A 16981-nucleotide genomic window follows, 5' to 3' on the forward strand; every position below is an offset into this window, starting at 1 on the left:
CCTTCACTTACAAAAACTTGATTTAGCCACTCCTTTTAGTACCACATTATTAATATTTACCTGTGCCGCTTGTGCATCAGTTATCACTTCTTTCTTGGCTAATCTTTCCGCAATCAGGCGGAAGTAGCCTTCCTGGCTTTCTTGCAACCGCCCATCTGCCGTAAATGAGTTTTTGAAGTGTTTCGGTTTAGGAACGATAGAAGCCAGGAAAATACTTTCTTCTAAACTTAACTGTGAGGGGCGTTTGTTAAAGTAGAAAGATGCCGCTTCGTGGATGCCGTAAACCATAGGCCCCCATTCCGCTATGTTCAGGTAAACTTCGTACATGCGTGCCTTCGGAGTGAGGTGTTCGGTTTCGATGAGCCAGACGATAAGCGCTTCTTCCAGTTTGCGGGCAATGTTTTTGTTACGGTTCAGGAAAACATTCTTCACCAATTGCATGGAGATCGTGCTACCTCCGCGGGCAAACTTGCGAACTTCCAGGTCATGAATCAGAGCTTCTCGCATGGCATCCGGAAGGAATCCCCGGTGATAGAAGAAAGCTCCGTCCTCGCTCTGCATGACAGACATTTGCAGCAGAGGAGAAATACTGTCCAAGGGTGTGAAATTCTCCCATGACGGACCGACTGGGAAGGTGTATACGGGTTGTCCGCTCTCGTACGCTGTATAGATAAACTCATCGGACATCTTACCTAAATCCGTCTTTCCATAGTGGAGAATACGGAAATCTTTTTCTTTCAGTTCCGACTCAAACTTCAAGCTATCCAGTTGCGAGAAATCCACATCCAATAGAAAGTGATAAGCTAATTGTCCGGTAGTACCGAGACCTTCCAGGTTTTCGAAAAGTCCTTTGGGCAATGAACCGAACAACTCTTCCGAAGGGAACCAGGGTTTCCGAACAGAAGCTATAAAATGCCACTCTTTCTTGCCTGTACTTTTTCCGACACGTTCTGCCTTTAAATAAGGATGGAAGGTCAGTGCATTGAAACGTACAAGGCTGGTACTATCCAGTTCTACGGCTTGCGGACTGACATTTACGTGGAAATCCAGTTGTCCGCGATCCAGGTTGATCGTCTCGGGCGACAACCGCTTATGATATACCTGCAATCCCCGTACTTCCGATTGGCCAACCAGATATGTGAGCCCGTTGCTTGCTTTTTCTTGTGAGAAGTTGCACGTCAGACTGTCGAACTGTACTTCTGCACCGAATCGGCGGTGGATATAAGGAACAGTCAGTTGTGGAGCATGTAAAGTTGCATGCAATCGCCTTTCCGAAGGATTAAATTCTCCTTCGGTATTCCATTGTTGGTTCAGGCTGTCTTCCAGAACTGTTATTTCTGATTGGAAATGATAGTCATCAATCACAAAGCGGGGAATACGGAAGCTGACGAAATTACGGTCTTTCCGCTCAGTGATTGTAAGATGGGTGAGTTCACCGTTTCCGGGTAACAGGCCGAAAAGGAGATTTAATGTTGTATTGATGCGACGGGTGTAATCGGTACTGGTATTGCTTTCATTGGAGGCAGTTACTTCGGAAGAGGGCAGGAAAAGGAAATCATAGTTGGCTGTAGAGTCTTTTTTTATGAAATTGAGTGAGAGTCCGTCCAGGCGGACTTCTTTGATCTTGATATCTCCCCACAGCAGTTTCCAAAGACCGATACGGATATTGAGAGATTGAAGGGAAAGCAATGTATCTCTTTTCTGTGGAACCACATTCAGTCCGTCGATAGAAATCGTATTCAACCCCTTCATGTGGAGTTTATTGTAACTGATGTCCAATCCGTAACGCTGTTCCAGTCTGACAATGCGTTTATCTGCGATATGGCGCAGTAGGCTTCCCCGGAAGATGAAAATACCTGTTGATAAAAGAAATAGCAGCATGAGACATGCTACTATTACTTTGGTTATTTTTCGTTTTATCATACTCTTTACTTTTCTCTGTTTCCTTTCCAGATGGAGAGAACTTTCTTTCGTATCAGGAGGATGTTTAAAGCGGATACCACTATAAATAAGATACTTCCGGCAAGGATACAGGGCAGAAGAGAGCCTGTTTCCAGTTGTGGAATAAGAGTTTGCAGGACTCCGGTGTAGTAAGATCTTAACCAGACTACACCAATGACGGCGAGGAGCAGTACCAGTAAATTCAAGCCTACAGTCAATACATGATAGGGCAATGCGACTTTAGAAGGGCTGTAACCTATTAATAGCAGGTTTTCTAACTTTGCCGTATTCTTCTGAAGCAGCAAGAATACACTTAACATCAGGATATAAAAAGACAAGATACTGATAAATAGTCCTACCCCCGAAACAATACCTGTGATGAGGCGGAGGAAATAGGTTGTTTTTCCGGCATCCAGATTGTCTCCTTCGGTTTCATAGTTCTTTTGTTGGAAGTAGTCGGTGATGGCTGTATCTGTGGGATTCTTTACTTCCACGATGAGGCGGGAGGGTTGCGCTTCCCGTTCGGGGGAGAAATTCTGATTTGCCCACTCCATAAAGGATTGAGGAACAAGGATGGTATTCAACCGGTTGGAGAAACCGACGATATTTCCTTTGTATTGTTCTGCACGTCCGTTGCCACGCATGTTGATATCCATTTGTATCAGTCCCATCACACCTTCCGATAATTTCGGCAAGTTACGGCTTTGCGCAAAACCAAAGTTGTAAAGGTTCAGATAATTGCGGGGAATGATGATAGGTATGGTTTGTGTACCTTCATCAAAGTGCCACTTGTCCAGGCTGACATCGACAAAAGCATCGGGAACAGATTCAAAAAACATATCCGTAGAAATACGGATACCGGCTTGTTGCATTCCCAACCCTGCCGATACTTTGAAAAGGGTAGGTGTGAAGGCGCCTACGCTGCGTGTAAAAGGTTGTGCTTCCAGCTCCTTGATTTCATCTTTGGAAAAAGTATTGCTTTGTCCGGTAATGCTGCCAAGAGTGCTGATCTTTTTGGTAGCGATGATATAATCCTTCTTCATGAAACTGTCTCCCTGCGTGAAGACGGGAAGAACGTCTTTATAAAATTGCACGCTCAACAGTACAATCAGCATACCGAAGATGTTGGCGAGAAAAAAGCCACTTAATTGTCCGATGCTGATGTGCTGGCGAAGAAGTTTCCAAACAAGCTTGTTCATTGAAATTATATGTTTTTGTTAAATGATAATTTAGCGGCAAAGCGCGATAAGTAACGAGCTACAAGCTACAAGTGACAAGTACCTTTCGGCGTGATAGCCGGGCGAATTATTATTCGCCCACGAGTACAGCGCAGCAACTCGTTACTGGTAGCTCGTAGCTCGTAACTTAATTTAGCGGCGAAGCCGCTAAATTATCATTTATAGTTTCATCACTTTATTATATTCTAATTCTATATGTTTTCCAATGGAAGTAACAATTATTCCTGCGCCTTGCCGTTCGGCTTCTTCGGTCAGCATGCGTCCCATAAGTGTGCCGTTATCATCATCCAGGTGGCTGATAGGTTCATCCAGAAAGATGAAATCGAACGGTTGGCAGAGGGCACGGATGAAGGCTACACGTTGCTGTTGTCCGAAAGATAGCTTTCCGGCTTTCTCGTTTACTTTCTCAGCGATACCGAGTGTTTCAAAAAGTGCAAGGATTTCTTTTTTCTTCTTATAATTGGTGAGTCGGTTCTTCAACTGAACGTTTTCCAAAGCCGTCAGTTCCGGGAAGATGCGCAGCTCCTGGAACAGCATGCTCAGCGAATGTTTCCGCAGTTCCACCCACTCATGAATGGAAAGCGAACGGATATTACGTTCATCAAAGTTGATGATACCCTGGTAATCGCGGCGATATCCGTAGATATAGCTGCATAGAGAAGATTTGCCTGTGCCGGAAGCAGCTTCTATCAGATACCGCTCTCCTTTTCGTAGCACAAGGTCTTGATGCCACACGTCGGACGTGATGGCATCCCGGTCGGCAAACACTTGGGGAAGTGTTTGCCTCAGATGAATGATTTCCATTATTTATCGGGATTAGATGCCTGCAAACCCTTTGATGAAGTTTACGATCTGTTTCAATGCATTTACATTCTTGTCTTTCAGCTGAATGACCATGTCTGCATCATTATTGGAATTGCCGGTTGCTTCTACATAAGCTATCTTATCAACCAGAGCAAAAGCCGTTGCATATTGTGAACCACCGTATTCCGACAGCATTTTCACAATCGGCAAAGCGAGAACCGCTTCTGTGTTAATAACGAAAGCACCATTCTTACCTTTGATATTAGAGGCAAATTCGGTATCTTTGATTGAAGGATTAACAGTTTTATCTATGCTCTTATACAACATTTCGTCATTCGTAGCATACAAGCTATTATTGCGGACACCAAAGAATATATTCAGCATTCTGGACTTATATACATATTCGTTCTCACCCAGTTTCAAGATGTCTTCTCCACGTTTCAAGCCCAGTTCATTCTTCTTTTCATACAGTAATTGTACGGGTGTCGCACTCTTTACGCTGGCGTACATCAGGAAAGTGGGAGCATTGTCCATTGTGAAGTTTATCAGCCCCATTGCCATATCTTTCTGGAATGTGCCGAACAACTCTTTTACTTCATTGGCTTTGGCAATGGAGAAGTTCTTTTGGAATTGCTCGTTCTCCAGTAGCAGGTTATAGAATTCCTCTCCGTTGATACCTGCGCTGATATACATCAGAGTCGATTTAGGGAAATATTTCAGGAAAGTATTCTCTATGGGGCAAGTTGCTTTCTTTTGCTTATCGAACAAGGCTTGCAGTTCAGGACTTTCAGTGAAGTTTTCATATTTCATGCTGATCTTACCTTTTTCGAAAGAAAGACTTCCCAACATCTTCAGATCCTTCATGTTAAAAGGCATATCACTTTCTTTGATCATATTGGCGTAAGGACCCATCAGGCTTGCCGGAGAGAGCATCGCATCGATATCTCCACCCATTTTCTGCATTTTCTTGAAAACGGCAGTTGAAACAATACTGTTTTCATTGGTCTGTTTCAGCAGTGCAGGAATATCTTGCTTGATTTTTTCAAGTTGAGTAGTACCTTTGTAATTAGTTAGCATAAGTACTGAAGGAGTGTATGCCATGAATACCTGATTACCCATTTGTGTGAACTGAAAGCCATCTCCACTTGCCAGGGGCTGACAAACTTTCTCTTTCTCTAATGTTTCCAGCAGCGCGTGCAGGTCGTCCTCGTTGCTGACTTTTGCAATTACAGTAGTGGGAAATGTCTCAGTATTGAAAACGTATAAAGGTGCCGATACGTCGATTCCCGATTTCTTCGGATCTTTCATAATCATTTCCACTTGCTGGAATGTTGCGGCATTCATGCCACTCTTCATAGCATCTGTCAGCTTTTGCTGCGCTTCTTTGTTCTCCTTGTCATTGAGCCCTGCTTTATCAACCAATGATTTCATGTTGATACTGACTACCGTAGAGGCATTGGCAGGAATAACATTCGTATATTCGAATTTCTTCTCGGAACATGCGCTGACAAGAGCTACCACTACAGCCATCAACGCCAAACGGGGAAACAAACTTTTCTTCATACAATTCTTATTAAAATGTGATTATCATTGATTTTGCAAGTTCAGTGTATGGCAAGCCACCAGAGCCGCCGTCTCTGTGCGTAGCCTCGACTTACCCAGACTGATGGGGGTAAAGCCGTTTTCTATAGCCTTTTGTACTTCTTCTTCACTGAAATCCCCTTCCGGACCTATCAATACCAGTGCATCTTCTCCTTTGCGGAACACATCTTTCAGCAGCGGCTTTTCTCCTTCGTAACAGTGCGCAATGAACTTTTGCCCTCTGAAGGGCTGTGTGATGAACTTATTGAAATCCGTCATCTCGTTCAGTTGTGGCAAACGTGCTTTGAGGGATTGTTTGATGGCAGATACCAATATCTTGCTGATACGCTCTGTTTTGATGACTTTCCGTTCAGAGAAACGACAGTTCAGGAAAGTCAGTTCATCGAAGCCTATCTCAGTAGCTTTTTCTGCAAACCATTCTGTACGGTCCATATTCTTGGTAGGGGCCATTGCAATGTGCAGATGCCCGTTCCATAAAGGTTCCTGATAAATGGTTTCCAGGATGTTTACCATGCAACGTTTATTGGTGGCGGCACTGATTTCTGCGCGATAGAAATTACCTTTACCGTCCGTCAGCGTAATCTGATCACCGATATTAAGGCGCAGTACGCGGACGCAGTGCTGGGCTTCTTCTTCGGGAAGTTCGGCACGGGTTTGTATGTCGGGTGTATAGAATACGTGCATAAGTTTATTGCTGTTCTTTTCGTTTGGAAATTTCATCCCTGATGTGGGCGGCGCGTTCGTAATTCTCATTGGCTATAGCTTCCTGCAAAGCTTTTTGCAGCATTTCCATTGTGTCTTCATGGAAGAATTCATCTTCGTGTGGAGAAGGATTCTCTCCCATAGGAGCTACGCTTCCCGCTTCGCTTTCCTTTCCGGTTTTAAGTTGTTCCGACTCCAGAATTTCTTCGTAGATAAAGATCGGAGCTTTCATCCGTAAAGCCATTGCGACTGCATCTGATGTACGGGCGTCCATACGAATGATAGCATCGTCTGCTTTCAGATAGATATAAGAATAGAATACACCGTTGTCTACCCTGTAAATAAGGGCACGCATCATGTTTACCCCTAATACTTCCAGACATGAAGCGAAAAGGTTGTGGGTCAACGGGCGTGGCGGAACAATTCCCTTCAGGCTGATTAACATCGCTTGTGCTTCTGCCGCACCGATGATAACCGGTAATTGACGGGCACCCTCCACTTCTCCTAATACGAGGGCATAAGCTCCTGCCTGTTCCTGACTGTTGGAGATGTTTAGTACTTCCAGTTCTATTTTTTTCTTTTTATCCATAATCTTTTTCTGAGTGGTGACAACTGCCAACCACTTGCTTACTTACTTTTTATTTACTGCTTCTTCCGGCCGATGCTTGTACTTGAACACCAAGGCGAACAATATGCCGATGACCAGTGCGTAAGCAGCAAAAATAAGCCAAATCTCAGGCCACTCACGACTTACCAGTTTTCCGTCGGCATATACTGAGAAAGCATCTACTACGGCACCGCTGGCGTATCCTCCAATAATGGCGCCCAAACCGTTGGTCATCATAAAGAATAATCCCTGGGCACTGGCGCGGATATTGGAATTGGTTTCTTGTTCAACAAACAACGAACCCGAAATGTTGAAGAAATCGAATGCCATGCCATAAACAATCATGGATAGGATTAACATCCACAAGCCGGATCCCGGATCTCCAAAGCCGAACAATCCGAACCGGAATACCCATGCAAACATACTGATCAGCATAACCTGCTTGATTCCGAAATGTCTCAGGAAGAAAGGTATGGCAAGAATAAATAATGTTTCGGACATTTGTGAGATGGATAGCAGGATAACCGAATGTTTCACGCCAAAGGAATCTGCGTATTCCGGAATACTGGCAAAACTACCCAGGAAAAGGTCACCATACGTATTGGTAATCTGTAACGCTGCTCCCAGAAGCATGGAAAACAAGAAGAAAATAGCCATTTTCTTTCTTTTGAATAATACAAATGCATCCAGTCCTAAAGAAGAAAGCAGTGATTTGTTTCCGGTCTTGGCAGGCTTACATGCCGGCAGGGTGAAAGCATACAGCCCCAGCATTAATGCAGATGCACCACCTACATAAAGTTGGGCGCTTGAATTCTTGAATCCGGTAAGGTCTACTGCCCACATCGCACAGATAAACCCAATGGTTCCCCATACGCGAATGGGTGGGAAATCCTTGATCAGATCACACTTATATTGTTCAAGTGAATTGTACGAAACTGTATTGGCCAGTGATAAAGTAGGCATATATACCAATAAATTGAGTAACATTGCCCAATACATCTGGTCATATCCCGTAGCGGTAGAGGCATAGAAAAGGCATGCGGCTCCTATAATGTGGCAAAGTCCGTATAAACGTTCAGCATTGAACCATTTATCGGCGATGATACCAATGATGCCGGGCATAATTAGAGAGGCAATGCCCATGGTTGCGAAGATTGCGCCGATTTGGCCTCCTTCGAAGTGTAGTTCTCTACCCATGTAACCTCCTAATGAAATTAACCATGACCCCCATACGAAGAATTGCAGGAAGTTCATGATAATCAAACGAACTTTTATACTCATGACTTTTCTAATTTGTGTGTTTTCTTTTCACATTAAATAATAGATGCAAATATAATATTTTCGTTGATTGCGTGAGCAAGTTAATTAATAAAAAGCGCATAAAAGTGAAGAAAGGTGAAGAATAGATGATGAAAAGCGGAATGGCTAAGAGGTATATAAAAAAAGAAGGCTATCTATCCCAGACAGCCAATCTTTATTAACCTTAAATCTAATACCATGAAAAACACAGTGCAAATGTAGAGGTTTTATGTTATACAACATAACGTTTTACTAATTTTCTTCTTTGGTTTAACATCTTTTAGATTACAGGGCGGCTTTTGTCCCATTTATGAGAGAGTAAAGTGCATTTTTGGCAAAGATAGTATTAGTTAATCTTCTATCCCTTGCTTACCTTTGCTTCATAAATCGAGAAATGATGAAAAACAGAATCTTATTGACTGCTGCGTTATGTATGAGCATGATGGCACAGATTACTGCACAAGGTTACACTTCTTTGCGGGAGCAAATCCAGTTAGCGGGAGAGTGGGAGAGTTCTTTAGGCACCTGTCGCCTGCCCGGTACGACAGATGAAAACCGACTGGGTGAAAGAAACCGGGATACGCTGGTGACGTATCAGTTAACACGTCTCTATCCTTATAGTGGTAAAGTGATTTATACCCGTGAAATAAATATCCCTGAGAGTTTCCGGGGTAAGAAACTGTTTTTGATGATGGAGCGTACCAAACCAAGCACTGTGTGGGTAGATGGTGACAGTATCGGTAGCTATGGTCATCTGTATGCGCCTCACCGGTATGAGCTGCCTGCCCTGGCGGTAGGGAAGCATCAGCTGAAAATCAGGATCGATAACTCACCGACTTCTGTCCCTAAAGAAATACAGGGCTCTCATGCCTGGACAGATGCTACGCAAACGAATTGGAACGGCATTCTGGGAGAATTTTATATCGAGGCAGTTCCGGTTTCTTATATCCAGTCGGTACAGGTATATCCGGAAGTGGATAAGAAACAAGCATTAGTTATAGTGGAAGTCGATGCGGACAAAGACGGAAAAGCGATACTGGATGTCGATGGATATGCCTGGAATACTTCTGAAACACACACCTTGTCTCCCCAGCAACTTGCCGTGCGATTGAAGAAAGGACGAAATCGGATTGAGCTTCCTGTGAATATGGGTGATAAACCATTACTGTGGAGTGAATTTCATCCCGCACTTTACAAACTGAACATTGCGCTCCATGCCGGGAAAAACCGGGATAGCCGGATGGTAGATTTCGGTATGCGCAAGTTTGAAGTGGAGGGTACGCAATTTGTGATAAATGGTTATAAAACTTTTTTGCGTGGGAAACATGATGCCTGTGTTTTTCCCCTGACCGGTTACGGTCCGATGGATGTAGCGCCCTGGCAGCGTGTATTCCGCATAGCTAAACAATACGGTATTAATCATTATCGCTGTCATTCTTTCACTCCGCCGCGTGCTGCGCTGGAGGCTGCCGATATCGAAGGTATCTATTATCAGATTGAGTTGCCTTTATGGGGGTATATCAAGCGTGAAAATACGGTCCTGAACGATTTTCTGAAAAGGGAAGGGGACATGTTGCTGGAACACTTTGGGAATCACCCTTCATTTATGATGCTGGGTCTGGGTAATGAGTTGGATGTGGAGATAGATGTGGTGCGTGAATGGCTCGATGATTTCCGCAATCGGGATAATCGTCATTTGTATTGCTTCGGTTCCAATAATAACCTTGGTTGGAAAGGTCCGCAGGATGGAGAAGATTTCTTTGTGACCTGCCGTGTAGGTGGTGGAGACGGATATACGACTCATGTACGTACTTCCTTTGCGTACGTAGATGCTGAGAAGGGTGGCATTTTGAATAATACGCGTCCGGCTACGGATAAAGACTATTCCGGTGCCATTGCGCACTGTCCCCGTCCTGTAGTGGGGCATGAAAACTGTCAGTTTCAAATCTATCCCGATTACGGTCAGATAGCGAAATATACCGGGGTGCTTCATCCTTATAATCTTGAGATTTTTCGTGATCGTCTGAAAGAGAACCATCTTTCTTCTCAGGCAAAAACTTTTCACCAGGCTACCGGACGTTTCTCGATAGAGTGTTATAAAGCGGATATGGAATATGCTTTCCGTACTCCCGGTTTTGGTGGCTTCCAGTTGCTTGATTTGCAGGATTATCCCGGACAAGGTTCCGCATTAGTGGGTATTCTGGATGCCTTTATGGATAGCAAGGGTATCGTTGCCCCCGAAACTTTTTATGGTTTCTGTGCACCTCTTGTTCCTTTGGCATTGATGAAGGATCATTGTTGGCTGAATACTCAACCGCTTCACATAGATGTTGCTCTTTCTAATTATGTGGAAGGCGATTGGAATGAACCTGTCCGTTGGAGTTTAGCATCTGATAATGGCGGTTGGAAACGCGAAGGGCAATTGTCTGCTTCCGTCCCTCAGGGTGAAGTGGGACGTGTGGGGAGTATTGAACTTTCTCTCTCTGCGATAAAGGAAGCTCGGCGTCTGACATTGACTCTGTTCACAGGTGAGTATCGCAATTATTACCATCTTTGGGTGTATCCCGATGAATCTGCTGAATCGGAAGTTTCCGTCTATGTAACTTCCCGGTTGGATGGTGACTTAAAAAAGAAGTTGGAGAACGGTGCGTCTGTTTTGTTTATTCCTGAGCATGACAGTATTCTTGTGCAGAGTGTGAGCGGTATGTTTACTCCTGACTATTGGAATTTTTCAATGTTCAAGACTATCTCCGAGAATGCCGGAAAGGAAGTGTCTTCCGGAACACTGTCCATCTTGACCGATCCCATGCATCCGTTGCTGAAATACTTTCCAACAGAGAATCATAGTGATTGGCAATGGTGGAGCATTACCCGTAATTCACGCCCTATGATACTGAATGCGACTCGCGGTGAATACCGTCCGCTGATTCAGGTGGTGGATAACATCGAGCGGAATCATAAGTTGGGGTTGGTTTTCGAGTTTGCTGTCGGCAAAGGGAAATTATTAGTCTGCATGACGGATCTTCGCGCCATCGCTGATATGCCTGAAGGAAGGCAGTTCCGTACCTCCTTGCTACGATATGTAAAGTCTGACGCTTTCCGGCCTGTAGAGCAACTTACCTGGGAAGAGTTGAACGCACTCTTTCATGCCGATATCAATCAACGAATGATTATCGGGGTGAAGAATGAGTCGGATTATACGATAGGGAATGATTGATACAGGGTGTTTTGTTCTTTTTTTGTTCGCAATTTTGTGAATGATGTCATTCTAAATATGTATCTTTGCGACGAACAAACTACTGATTATGATAGTTACTTTTGATAAAGAATACCTTAAAGAACTTTATATTACCGGTAAATGCAGTGACAAGAAGCATCGCTTTCAGCCGGATGTGATAAAGCGGTATGCAAGATGCATTTATCGGCTGGAGGAGGCAAGCAGAGAAGAAGACTTATATAAGATTAGTTCTCTTAATTATGAAGTGCTTCGAGGCGATAAAGAGGGAATATCTTCAATAAGGGTTACTGATAAGTATCGTATTGAATTTACGATTTCATTAAATCCTGATATTGATGAGTTTTTTGTCAGAGTGTGTAATATATTGGAATTGTCTAACCATTATAAATGAGTAGAGTATGACTATGATTGCAAATAAATTAACTCCTTTCTATCCTATTCATCCCGGTGAGATACTGAAAGATGAAATTGAATATCGTAAAATCTCCCAGCGCGCCTTGGCCCGTCAGATGGGGATTGCTTATTCACAGTTGAATGAAATACTGAACGGTAAACGTCCGGTGAATGCGGAACTCGCCTTACTTTTTGAGGCGGCTCTGGGGCTTGACCCTGAAATGCTGCTTAATATGCAGATGCGTTACAATATGCAAGTGGCACGTGCTGATAAGAAAACGCAGGACCGCTGGAACGAAGTACGTAAATTGTGTGCCTCTTTTCTGTAACCTTCCGACGTTCGTTTGTACAAATAAAAAGAAAGAGGATGTGTCCAAAGTCACTTTGTGCATTTCGGGCGAATAATCATTCGACCGCACATAGCGCAGCATTTTGATACATCCTCCTCCTTTTTTTATTTTTGTATACTTTATTCTGCGTAGCGGAGTAATCAGTCTTTATAGTTTAGCTATTCCACATACAGCACCAACCCTTTCAGGTATTCTCCTTCGGGGTGGTAAATACTTACCGGATGGTCAGCCGGCTGCGTCAGTTGGTGCAGAATACGCACACTGCGACCTGACATTGCGGCAGCCGTAAAGACCGCCGTGCGGAAGTTCTCCTTGCTGACAGCTTGTGAGCAGGAGAAGGTGAATAGAATACCGCCCGGTTTGATCTTTTCGAAAGCTTTCACATTCAGCTTGCGGTAACCTTGCAGCGCATTGCGCAGGGCATCGCGATGTTTGGCAAATGCGGGTGGATCCAGAACTATCAGATCGTACTGGTCGCCCATACGATCCAGATATTTGAAAGCATCCTCGGCAAAAGCGGCATGGCGGGTATCACCGGGGAAATTCAATTCAATATTTTTGTTCGTGAGGTCAATAGCCTTGGCGGAACTGTCTACAGAATGTACCAGTTCGGCATTACCACGCATACCATAAACAGAGAAGCCACCGGTATAACAGAACATATTCAGCACAGAACGTCCGTTAGCATAGCGTTCCAGCAGTGCGCGGTTCTCGCGTTGATCCACGAAGAAGCCCGTTTTTTGTCCTTTCAGCCAGTCGATATGGAATTTTAAGCCATATTCCATTGCCACATTATCTGTGCTGCCACCTTTCAGGAATCCATTCTCAGGGTAGAGGTCGGCTTTGAAGGGGAGAGTCGTTTCTGATTTATAATAGATATTCTCTATTTTATCACCCATCACTTCACTCAGGGCATTGGCTATTTCCATGCGGTCGAGGTGCATACCGGCAGAGTGTGCTTGCATTACGGCCGTGCGGGCATAAATATCAATGATCAACCCGGGAAGGTTATCTCCCTCGCCATGTACCAGTCTGTAAGTGTTATTAGTCGGGTTTTCAGCAATGCCAATGCTGCGACGCATCTCATAGGCAATACTGAGTTTGCGTTTCCAAAAATCAGAATCAATAGCTTCATCCTGATGAAAAGAAAGCACGCGCACGGCGATGCTGCCTATTTGGAAATGCCCCTTGGCTATGAATTCCTTCTTGGAAGTGTAGATTTCAACTACTTCACCTTCTTCGGGTTCACCGTCGAAATGAGCGATGGCACCTGAAAACACCCAGGGATGGAAACGTTTTAATGACTCTTCTTTGCCGGATTTGAGATATACTTTGTACATGCGATTAGTGATTAGCAATTATGGGTTAGTGATTAATGATTCCTGGTTGGTAAGCGGTTCATCCGGTTCCAATTCATAGTCACCGGTAACTTTTAATTCCTGCAATCGGTTGTATATATTGAGGCATGCCCATGCATCGGTAGCTGCATACTGCTTTTGAGGTTCGGTCAGATGCTCAGCTTCCCAGTTGGAGAGGCGTTGTGATTTGGATATTTTCTCACCGAACAGGATACCATAGATTTTTTGCAGGCTCTTGTCCTGTATGCCGAACATACGGACATATTCTTGCAACTCGATACAGGAACGTTGTTCAAAAGGAGCGCGCTTGTGCAGCATCATAAAGTCGTCACGCAACGAAAGGCCGACTTTGGTAACTGACGGACTTTCCAGCAATGAAATAATCGGAAGCGTCAGGCCGGTAAGGTTCAGGCGGAAAAGGAAGCAGTCTTCTGCAGAGGATACTTGCAGTAAGGCTACCTTATGTGATTGCCCTTTGGTGAATGACGGGCGGGTTTCGCTGTCAATTCCCAACAGAGGATACTTCTTAAGATAAGTCACAGCTTTTTCCGCTTCCCAGGGGGTTTGTACAAGATGTATTCGTCCCGGAAAGAGTACTTTGGGCATCTCTTTGATATCTTCCTTTTTAATCGTTTTTTTAATAACCATAATTTAAGTCTTTTTCGCAATCGCAATGACCATGATCGTGGCCATGACAATCACTTTCTCCTTCATCTTCAAAATCATCATCTTCCGGTTCGTCCTCTTCAGACTGGCGGTATTTTACGTCGTGCAATGCGCGAAGTGTGTTTACCAGGGTTTGCCCCCAGTATTCTTTGAACTGTTCCTGACAGATAGCCAGGGAGTCGTTCATTGTTTCGTTCAATCCCAACTGGAAGACGAAAATGAAATCTTTGATGGCCTGGTAAATATCTGCCAGGTCTTCGGAAATATTCTTCTTGATAGGCTGGTCGCTATAAACCATATCTTGTATGAACACGTCCAGATAGTCATCTTTTTCGGCAAGAATCCCGGCAAGGTTGATACGGAGCACTTCATACGTTTCTTCCGTTACGTAGCTTTCAGGAGCGTCGTCGCCTATTATTTCTGTTTCGGGCAACATGGCCGCCTTGAGGTAGAGCAACGGAAGTATCTTTAATGAGGTATCGACAAATGTGTCACGTTTCATCGTTTCCGCCTGCTCCAGGAATTTGCAGAATTCAGCAGCTACGGTGACGAATTCCACTACATTACGGTCGAATATCACTTGGCTTTCTTTTTTCATATATACTCGGTTTGAAACGCAAAGATAGTGTAAACCGAGTGCAGTAGCAAATTTATTTGCATTTTACTGAAATGCCGTTTCATTTATTATTACGTGATATTCCGTTCCCCGGTTTCTTCTCCGGCTGCTGATTCCAAGTTTGCGAAGTGCACGCCCGAAGTACGCGACTTTGTTGATGGCTAATCGGTCTTTAGTCTTTTTCTGGAGAAAGGAAAGTATTTCCATCGGTGTCATCCACGTTCCTTCGTCTTCTGTTTGTGCCGCCTGGAAGTGGCACAGGAAGAGTTGTTCCAATGGAGTAGGTTGTTCAAACTCTTGATTGCTCTGTTTCAGAATGGCCTCGTCGGTGTCGTCCAGCCAGTAGCGTTCACCTTGCGAAATGGCAGTCATGGCCTGGGCATAGAGTTGGCGGTAGTTGATGGTGACATTGGTGTTGATGGGACCGGTTACTTCGATACAGATGAAGCGCCGGCTGCCGCTGGGATCGGTCAGCAAGTCTTTTTGATTGCTGGTGCCTATGAAGGAGGCGTAGCGGCGTATCTCCTGAATGGCGGTTCCGTATGGCTTCCGCAGGTTGGCTACGGGTTTTTGCAACAGATGTTTCAGGAAACCTTGCTGGCTGACGCTGATCTGGTCGAACTCGTCGATGTTGATCAGAAAGAAGCGCCCCAGGCTTCGTTCGGCATCCTGTTTGCTCTTGAAGTCGATGCTGTCTGTATAGCCGAAACGCAGTTCCGGTGGTAAAAGAATGCGGCAAAACGTGGATTTCCGATACCCTTGGGCGCCTACCAGTAGGGGCGATGTACTGTTGCCGTGCTGCCGGTCAAGTCCCCTCCAATGGGCCGTCATACTGAGAAACCAGCGGTAGAACAATTCCCTCCAATGCGGATTTTCGCAGGGAACGAGGTCGGCCAGGGCACGGATGCGGTCTTTTCCGTCCCAGCGCCCGGTGTCGTTGAGGTATTCTTCTACCGGATTATGGAGGGGGATATAGTCGGAGGTAAGGTAGCGTGCTATGTCGCGGTCCCATACCCGGATACCTTCTTTTAGGGCATTGAACGCTATGCTGCTTCGTATCCGCTGGTCGGCGGGGCGGAATTGGAAGTGTATGGAGTCGCGCTGGCGGTATTCCAGCTCGCCCAACACGGTGTTGTAGCGGAATTCGTAGCGGCGGTTCATGAACTCTTCCAGGCGGAAGGCTGTGTCCTGTTCGGCGGTCATGCTGTTGCGGGTGCCGAAACCTTTACATTCACGGTAAAGATTATGTATGGCGGCACGTATTACGGGCTCGTCCGCTTCGCGATAATAATGCATCAGGGTTTGCCGGACTACCTCTTCCTCGGGGATGCCTGCTTTGTAACAGTGCTCGGCAAGCCGTGTCAGCAACGGGCGTAGGTCGTCACCCCGCTTCCAGTTTGTCAGTCCGTCGAATGCACGGTTGAGTGCCGCTTCAAAGAGCATGGAAAAGGTGTCCGATGAACTGTAGCCGGGCTGCATGCGTAATAGTGGATTGGTTTCCGCCTGCTTCTGTTCCTTGAAAGTGGTTTCGCCGGGCATGGCGAAGGGTTGTTCTAGGCAGAAGGGGATGGCAGCCGGATTATAATAAGGTTGCTCATCCAGCGTCATGCGGCAACTCTGGTTGAGCGACGGTTCTTTTAGGGTGATGGAGTAGGGCAGCAGGGGTTGGTAACAATTTACTGCAAGACGGTAGGCGTGGGTATGAAACAGGGCCATTTCACTTTCATGTTTAGGGAATGAGCCGTCGGGCAGGGCGAAGAGCACCCATATCTTTACACTGCGTCCGCTGCTTCCACAAAAGGCGGCAAAGGTTTGAGGCAGCAGGGAAGCCTGTTGCTTTATCTGTTCCACTTCGGTGATACCTGCCAGGTGGTTGACTTCAATCTGTACCAGTCCGTTGTAAATCTTCACCCGGTGTTCTCCGTCTTTGGTGCGGGCATATTCCACGGCGGGATAGATGCGGGGTAATTTATCTATGTTCAGATAGTGGTTATCTGTTCCTTGCAGCATAGGTATGAGGTGGCGCAGGGCTGATACATGCGCTGCTTTGTTCTCTTTCTTTATTTTCTCTATCAAGGTTTCAGCTTCAAGGGTACTGAAAGATTCTTTGCCGGTTTCACGGTCGGTGCGTATAAGGGTTAGTTTCATCGTGGTTATTTTTAGTTAC

14 protein-coding genes are annotated in these 16981 nt (G+C 45.2%); 3 read left to right on the forward strand and 11 right to left on the reverse strand.

Features of this window, described 5'->3' with window-relative positions; translation table 11 throughout:
- Positions 1 to 3 precede the first annotated feature (3 nt).
- The 7 genes from K6V21_RS12650 to K6V21_RS12680 form a co-directional block, all read right to left on the reverse strand.
- Positions 4 to 1923 (reverse strand): biosynthetic peptidoglycan transglycosylase, encoded by a 1920-nt coding sequence (locus K6V21_RS12650; protein ID WP_224318760.1) that lies wholly within the window; start codon positions 1921 to 1923, stop codon positions 4 to 6.
- Positions 1924 to 1928: 5 nt separating this feature from the next.
- The gene (locus K6V21_RS12655) at positions 1929 to 3140 is read right to left on the reverse strand and encodes an ABC transporter permease (RefSeq protein ID WP_224318762.1); all 1212 of its coding nucleotides are present in this window, start codon (positions 3138 to 3140) and stop codon (positions 1929 to 1931) included.
- 198 nt (positions 3141 to 3338) lie between these two features.
- Positions 3339 to 3983 carry an ATP-binding cassette domain-containing protein gene (locus K6V21_RS12660; protein ID WP_007215518.1) on the reverse strand — a complete coding sequence of 215 codons (645 nt, stop codon included), beginning with the start codon at positions 3981 to 3983 and terminating at the stop codon, positions 3339 to 3341.
- Between the two features lie 12 nt (positions 3984 to 3995).
- On the reverse strand, positions 3996 to 5546 hold the full coding sequence (locus K6V21_RS12665; RefSeq protein WP_217715671.1) for a DUF4836 family protein: 1551 nt from the start codon (positions 5544 to 5546) through the stop codon (positions 3996 to 3998).
- 24 nt (positions 5547 to 5570) lie between these two features.
- A complete protein-coding gene (locus K6V21_RS12670) occupies positions 5571 to 6269 on the reverse strand; it encodes a 16S rRNA (uracil(1498)-N(3))-methyltransferase (RefSeq protein ID WP_224318765.1) in 699 nt (232 codons plus the stop codon).
- A gap of 4 nt (positions 6270 to 6273) precedes the next feature.
- Complete coding sequence (locus K6V21_RS12675; protein WP_217715669.1) at positions 6274 to 6876, reverse strand: bifunctional nuclease family protein; 603 nt, start codon at positions 6874 to 6876, stop codon at positions 6274 to 6276.
- 42 nt (positions 6877 to 6918) lie between these two features.
- Positions 6919 to 8175, reverse strand: a complete 1257-nt coding sequence (locus K6V21_RS12680) for a nucleoside permease (RefSeq protein WP_217715668.1) — start codon at positions 8173 to 8175, stop codon at positions 6919 to 6921.
- Between the two features lie 415 nt (positions 8176 to 8590).
- Between K6V21_RS12680 and K6V21_RS12685 the strand changes: the two genes are divergently transcribed.
- From K6V21_RS12685 to K6V21_RS12695, 3 genes are all read left to right on the forward strand, one after another.
- Entirely contained in the window at positions 8591 to 11410 is a 2820-nt protein-coding gene (locus K6V21_RS12685; RefSeq protein WP_224322036.1) for a glycoside hydrolase, read from the forward strand.
- An 88-nt stretch (positions 11411 to 11498) separates the two neighbouring features.
- Positions 11499 to 11822, forward strand: a complete 324-nt coding sequence (locus K6V21_RS12690) for a type II toxin-antitoxin system RelE/ParE family toxin (protein ID WP_217715667.1) — start codon at positions 11499 to 11501, stop codon at positions 11820 to 11822.
- A gap of 7 nt (positions 11823 to 11829) precedes the next feature.
- Positions 11830 to 12153, forward strand: coding sequence for a HigA family addiction module antitoxin (locus K6V21_RS12695; RefSeq protein WP_224318768.1), 324 nt, complete (start codon positions 11830 to 11832; stop codon positions 12151 to 12153).
- Positions 12154 to 12332: 179 nt separating this feature from the next.
- On the opposite strand, the gene K6V21_RS12700 is transcribed toward K6V21_RS12695, so the two are convergent.
- The 4 genes from K6V21_RS12700 to K6V21_RS12715 all read right to left on the reverse strand — a co-directional run bounded on the left by K6V21_RS12700 (position 12333) and on the right by K6V21_RS12715 (position 16962).
- On the reverse strand, positions 12333 to 13514 hold the full coding sequence (locus K6V21_RS12700) for a class I SAM-dependent rRNA methyltransferase (protein WP_129616829.1): 1182 nt from the start codon (positions 13512 to 13514) through the stop codon (positions 12333 to 12335).
- An 18-nt stretch (positions 13515 to 13532) separates the two neighbouring features.
- Positions 13533 to 14180 (reverse strand): 3'-5' exonuclease, encoded by a 648-nt coding sequence (locus tag K6V21_RS12705; protein ID WP_217715665.1) that lies wholly within the window; start codon positions 14178 to 14180, stop codon positions 13533 to 13535.
- Positions 14170 to 14796 (reverse strand): DUF5063 domain-containing protein, encoded by a 627-nt coding sequence (locus K6V21_RS12710; protein WP_217715664.1) that lies wholly within the window; start codon positions 14794 to 14796, stop codon positions 14170 to 14172. The genes K6V21_RS12705 and K6V21_RS12710 overlap by 11 nt, the downstream gene beginning before the upstream one ends.
- 63 nt (positions 14797 to 14859) lie before the next feature.
- Complete coding sequence (locus K6V21_RS12715) at positions 14860 to 16962, reverse strand: BT4734/BF3469 family protein (protein ID WP_224318770.1); 2103 nt, start codon at positions 16960 to 16962, stop codon at positions 14860 to 14862.
- Positions 16963 to 16981: the final 19 nt, after the last annotated feature.

The organism is Bacteroides cellulosilyticus, from assembly GCF_020091405.1.
In the GTDB taxonomy this organism is placed as follows: Bacteria; Bacteroidota; Bacteroidia; order Bacteroidales; family Bacteroidaceae; genus Bacteroides.

What these genes read in the sequence shown, in the direction of transcription:
- K6V21_RS12650 (WP_224318760.1), bottom strand. Translation starts at nt 1,923, where the DNA reads ATGATAAAACGAAAAATAACCAAAGTAATAGTAGCATGTCTCATGCTG.
- K6V21_RS12655 (WP_224318762.1), bottom strand. Translation starts at nt 3,140, where the DNA reads ATGAACAAGCTTGTTTGGAAACTTCTTCGCCAGCACATCAGCATCGGA.
- K6V21_RS12660 (WP_007215518.1), bottom strand. Translation starts at nt 3,983, where the DNA reads ATGGAAATCATTCATCTGAGGCAAACACTTCCCCAAGTGTTTGCCGAC.
- K6V21_RS12665 (WP_217715671.1), bottom strand. Translation starts at nt 5,546, where the DNA reads ATGAAGAAAAGTTTGTTTCCCCGTTTGGCGTTGATGGCTGTAGTGGTA.
- K6V21_RS12670 (WP_224318765.1), bottom strand. Translation starts at nt 6,269, where the DNA reads ATGCACGTATTCTATACACCCGACATACAAACCCGTGCCGAACTTCCC.
- K6V21_RS12675 (WP_217715669.1), bottom strand. Translation starts at nt 6,876, where the DNA reads ATGGATAAAAAGAAAAAAATAGAACTGGAAGTACTAAACATCTCCAAC.
- K6V21_RS12680 (WP_217715668.1), bottom strand. Translation starts at nt 8,175, where the DNA reads ATGAGTATAAAAGTTCGTTTGATTATCATGAACTTCCTGCAATTCTTC.
- K6V21_RS12685 (WP_224322036.1), top strand. Translation starts at nt 8,591, where the DNA reads ATGAAAAACAGAATCTTATTGACTGCTGCGTTATGTATGAGCATGATG.
- K6V21_RS12690 (WP_217715667.1), top strand. Translation starts at nt 11,499, where the DNA reads ATGATAGTTACTTTTGATAAAGAATACCTTAAAGAACTTTATATTACC.
- K6V21_RS12695 (WP_224318768.1), top strand. Translation starts at nt 11,830, where the DNA reads ATGACTATGATTGCAAATAAATTAACTCCTTTCTATCCTATTCATCCC.
- K6V21_RS12700 (WP_129616829.1), bottom strand. Translation starts at nt 13,514, where the DNA reads ATGTACAAAGTATATCTCAAATCCGGCAAAGAAGAGTCATTAAAACGT.
- K6V21_RS12705 (WP_217715665.1), bottom strand. Translation starts at nt 14,180, where the DNA reads ATGGTTATTAAAAAAACGATTAAAAAGGAAGATATCAAAGAGATGCCC.
- K6V21_RS12710 (WP_217715664.1), bottom strand. Translation starts at nt 14,796, where the DNA reads ATGAAAAAAGAAAGCCAAGTGATATTCGACCGTAATGTAGTGGAATTC.
- K6V21_RS12715 (WP_224318770.1), bottom strand. Translation starts at nt 16,962, where the DNA reads ATGAAACTAACCCTTATACGCACCGACCGTGAAACCGGCAAAGAATCT.